Here is a 4,426-nt window from a genome sequence, read left to right as displayed (position 1 = left end):
GAGGCTTTGTCCCGGCTCTCCAAAGGGCGACCCCTTTGACGGGGTATCGGGGCGGAGCCCCGATGAACCAGGGCTCCGCCCTGGACCCGCACAAGGTCCCGGACCTTGTGGATCCGGGACCTTGTCGTCAGGCGGCCCGGACGTTGGCCAAAAAATCGCCGACGGCGCCGCGCAGGGCGCTGGCCTGCCGGGCCAGGTCGCTGGCGGCGTCGAGCACCTGGGACGAGCCGTGGCTGGCCGTGCCGGCCGCCTCGCCCACGCCGGCGATGGTGCCCGAGACCGCGCGGGTATCCTGCGAGGTCTGGCCGGTGGTGCGGGCGATCTCGGCGGTGGCCGCGCCCTGCTGCTCGACCATCGCGGCGATCTCGGCCCCGATCCGGGCGAGGTTGCGGATCACCTCGGTGATGCCGCCGATCGACCGGACCGAGGCCTCGGTGGACCCGGTGATCTCGGCGACCTTGGCGGCGATCTCTTCGGTGGCCTTCGCGGTCTGGCCGGCGAGGTTCTTGACCTCGGCGGCCACCACCGCGAAGCCCCGGCCCGCCTCGCCGGCCCGGGCCGCCTCGATCGTGGCGTTCAGCGCCAGCAGGTTGGTCTGGCCGGCGATGTCCGAGATCATCGCGACGATTTCCCCAATGCTGCCGGCGGCCTGGGCGAGGCGGCGGACCTCCCCGGCCATGCCGTCCGCGTCCCGGGTCGCCGAGGCCGCGAGGTCGGCCGAGGCCCCGACCTGCACGCCGATCTCCCGGACCGAGGCCGTGAGCTCCTCTGTGGCCGCCGCCACGGTGTCGGCCGAGCGGGCGGCCGAATCGGCGGCGCCGGCCACCGCCCGGCTGAGGTCGGTGGTGTCCTGCGCGGCCCGGGCCATGCCGTGGGCGGAGGCCTCCAGCTGCTCGGCCGCCGCCGAGACCGCCTCGACGATGCCCCCGACCTGCCGCTCGAAGCTGTCGGCGAGGCCCAGGGCGGCGGTGCGCTGCGCGGCGGCGTTCTCGGCGGCGAGGCGCTGCTGCGCGGCCCGGGCGAGCCGGCGCTCGGCGACGCTGTCGCGGAACGTCACCGCGGCGTCGGCGATCGCCCGCACCTCGCGCGGGCCCCCCGCCGGGATGGCCAGGTCGGCGCCCGGCGCGTCGTGTCCCTCGCCCCGGCCGATCGCCGTCAGCACCCGGGCCATCCGGACCAGGGGCCGCGCGATGGCCGTGCCGAGCCAGAACGCGAAGCCGACCGAGAGCGCGAACAGGGCGAGCCCGCCCGCGATCCAGACCGTCAGCATCCGGTCGGCCCCGGCCCGCACCGCGCCGGCGGCGGCCACCAGGTCGGCGGTCAGCCGGTCCTCGACGCCTTTGAGGGCGTCGATGCGCTGGGTGGCGAGCCGGAACCAGGCCGGCGCGTCGCGGAAGGCGAGATTGGTGCCCGGCATCGTCTCCTGCGCGGCGCCGCGCAGGCGTGCCACCTCCCGCGCCGGCTCGGTCGCCTCCGCGGCGTCCAGCAGCGCGGCCTGACCCTCGACGGCCCCGGCCCGGAACAGGGCGCCGTAGGTCGCCTGATCGGCCGAGAGCGTGGTGAGCCGGCGCGCGGCGGGAAGGTCCAGGGTGCCGGAGGCGAACACCGCCGAGGCGGCGGCCCGCTCCTGGCCGGCGGCCTCCTTCAGCGCCAGGAACGCCGCGTAAGCGTTGGCCCGGGCCGCGATGCCGGCCTCGTCGATCACCCCGCCCATCGCCCGGACCACGCCCAGGCCCTCGCCGATCAGGCCGGTGTAGAAGCCCACCGCCTGCGGCGCGGTGAGGCCCAGGGCATCGACCGCCCGGCGCTGGGCCGCGAGCCCGGCGAGCGCCTTGGAAAATCCGTCGGCCCGCGCCGCGAAGGCGGGGCCGAAGCCGGTCGCGGCCGCCATCGCGTCGGGGAGCCCGGCCAAAGCCGCGTCGGTGCGGCTGCGCTGGACCGCCAGTTCCGGCCCGAACTGTGCCCCCCTGGCGGCCAGGAACAGGCTGGAGGCGCCGCGCTCGCGCTGGGCCTCGTGGACGAAGGCGCTGATCCGCGAGGCGAGGCCGACCAGGGTCTCGACCCGGTCCATCTCGGCGCGCCGCGCCCATTGGTCGGACACCGCCCACCCGGCCGCCCCCGCGAAGGCGAGGCAGGGCGCGAGCGCCACCGCGAGGATGCGCGCGCGGAGCGAGGAGAGGACGGCCATCGGAACCCGGTCTGGTGCAACGTTCACCGGAATCATCCGGGACGGTTCTAAAAACACCGTTACGGTGGAGGGGTTTGGCCCGTCTTGCAATGCACAATCAGGCGGCAGTCCCGACGGTGGGTGCCGCCTCGGCATGCAGTCCGGCCTCTTGCAGTCCGGCCTCTTGCCGTTCGGCCTCCTGCAACGCGGCATGCAGGTCGCCCCAGACCTTGAGCGCGTGGATGACCGGCTCCAGGGTCCGCCCCCGCTCGGTCAGACTGTACTCCACCTTCGGGGGCACCTCGGCGTAGACCTTCCGGGCGATCAGGCCGTCCGCCTCCATCTCGCGCAGCTGGTTCGTGAGCATGCGCTGCGTCACGCTCGCCAGCCGCCGGCGGATCTCGTTGAAGCGCAGGGTCCCCTCCATGAGGTGGTAGAGGATCACGCCCTTCCACTTGCCGTCGATGAGCCGGAGGGTGGCCTCGACGGCGCAGCCGGGGCTGCAACTGCCGCGATGGTGTCGGGTGCGAGGCATGGCGGGATCCCAAGGCGATCGGCGGACGGTATCATTCTCGGCACTATTGGCGTTTTATGTGCGTACTTGCGCGCCGTGAAGGCGGACGGCATCTCCGTGCGGGTCAGCCGGAGGAGATTGCGATGCGCGCCGTCGGGTACAGAAAATCCCTGCCGATCACCGAGGCCGAGGCCCTGGTCGATTGCGACCTGCCCCGGCCCGATCCCGGCCCCCGCGACCTGCTGGTGAAGGTCGAGGCGGTCTCGGTGAACCCGGTCGACACCAAGGTCCGGGTGCGGGCCGAGCCCGAGGCCGGCGGGGTCAAGGTCCTGGGCTGGGACGCCGCCGGCACCGTTCTCGCCATGGGTGCCGAGGCCGAGGGCTTCTCGGTCGGGGACGCGGTGTTCTACGCGGGCGACCTCACCCGGCCCGGGACCAACGCCGAATTCCACTGCGTCGACGCGCGCATCGTCGGGCACAAGCCCGCCAGCCTCGACTGGGCGCAGGCCGCCGCCCTGCCGCTCACCGCGATCACCGCCTGGGAGGCCCTGTTCGACCGGCTCGACGCCAAGAAACCGGTTCCGGGCGCCGCCCCGGCGATCCTGATCGTCGGCGGGGCGGGCGGCGTCGGCTCGGTGGCGATCCAGCTCGCCCGGCAGCTCACCGACCTCACCGTGATCGCCACCGCGTCCCGGCCGGAGACGGCGGCCTGGTGCCGGGATCTCGGCGCCCACCACGTGGTCGATCATGCCAAGCCGCTCTCCGCCGAGGTGGCGGCCCTGGGCCTCGGCGCGCCGGGCCTCGTGTTCTCGACCACCAACACCGACGCGCATCTCGCCGAGATCGCGACGCTGATCGCCCCGCAGGGCCGGTTCGCCCTGATCGACGACCCCGCGCAGCTCGACGTGGCGCTGCTCAAGCGCAAGAGCCTGTCGCTGCACTGGGAGTTCATGTTCACCCGCTCGATGTTCGGCACCTCCGATATCGCCGCCCAGGGCGCGCTCCTCGACGAGGTCGCCCGGCTGGTGGATGCGGGGCGCCTGCGCACGACCCTGGGCGAGCATTACGGGCGGATCGACGCCCGGAACCTGCGGCGGGCGCACGCGCTGATCGAGAGCGGGCGCGCCAAGGGCAAGATCGTGCTCGAAGGCTTTGCGTCGTGAGGCGGGCGCCATGACCGAGACGGGCACCGGAATCTTCGACGTGGCGGCGCTCGCGGCGGCGCTGCCCGACAGCGCGCGGACGCTCCTGGTCGACACCTACCTGACCGACCGGGCGGCGGCGAGCGCCCGGGTGTTCCGGGTCTACCGACCGACCCCGCCGCACTATCACGCCACCTGCGACGAGTACCTGTACTGCCTGTCGGGACGCGGCACCGTCTGGCTGGGCGACCCCGCGAACCTCACGACGTTCGGCCCCGGCCAGCTCTTGTTCTTCGAGACGGGCACGGTGCACGCGATGCCGGAGATCGCCCCGGGCGAGCCGGTGACGTTCCTGTCGATCGACACCCCGCGGCGGGCCCCCACCGACATCGTGTTCGTGAATCCCGAGGACGGCACCCCCGGCACCTTCATGGCGCGCAACGCCGACGCGTGAAGTCCCGGATCCAAAAGGTCCCGGACCTTTTGCGGGTGCAGGGCAGCGCCCTGCTGTCGGGGCCTGCCCCGACACCCCGCCAAAGGGCCGCAGGCCCAGCCCTTTCAAGGTGTTTGGCTCGGGCCTAACTCGTTGCGATGACGCAAGCA

Annotated in this window: 4 protein-coding genes; 2 read left to right on the top strand and 2 right to left on the bottom strand. The window is 73.6% G+C overall.

The genetic code is table 11. The features are described 5' to 3' along the window. Positions 1 to 127: 127 nt before the first annotated feature. Positions 128 to 2,188, bottom strand: a complete 2,061-nt coding sequence (locus MFF40_RS28210) for a methyl-accepting chemotaxis protein (RefSeq protein ID WP_238263126.1) — start codon at positions 2,186 to 2,188, stop codon at positions 128 to 130. Between the two features lie 97 nt (positions 2,189 to 2,285). After that, complete coding sequence (locus MFF40_RS28205; RefSeq protein ID WP_238263125.1) at positions 2,286 to 2,702, bottom strand: winged helix-turn-helix transcriptional regulator; 417 nt, start codon at positions 2,700 to 2,702, stop codon at positions 2,286 to 2,288. A gap of 122 nt (positions 2,703 to 2,824) precedes the next feature. Between MFF40_RS28205 and MFF40_RS28200 the strand changes: the two genes are divergently transcribed. Further along, a complete protein-coding gene (locus MFF40_RS28200) occupies positions 2,825 to 3,844 on the top strand; it encodes a zinc-binding alcohol dehydrogenase family protein (RefSeq protein ID WP_238263124.1) in 1,020 nt (339 codons plus the stop codon). 10 nt (positions 3,845 to 3,854) lie between these two features. Next, a complete protein-coding gene (locus tag MFF40_RS28195; RefSeq protein ID WP_238263123.1) occupies positions 3,855 to 4,277 on the top strand; it encodes a cupin domain-containing protein in 423 nt (140 codons plus the stop codon). Positions 4,278 to 4,426: the final 149 nt, after the last annotated feature.

This window comes from Methylobacterium mesophilicum (assembly GCF_022179445.1).
Classification (GTDB): domain Bacteria; phylum Pseudomonadota; class Alphaproteobacteria; order Rhizobiales; family Beijerinckiaceae; genus Methylobacterium; species Methylobacterium mesophilicum.
The sequence above is the reverse complement of the archived record's forward strand: the minus strand, read 5'-3'. Positions and strand labels throughout refer to the sequence as shown.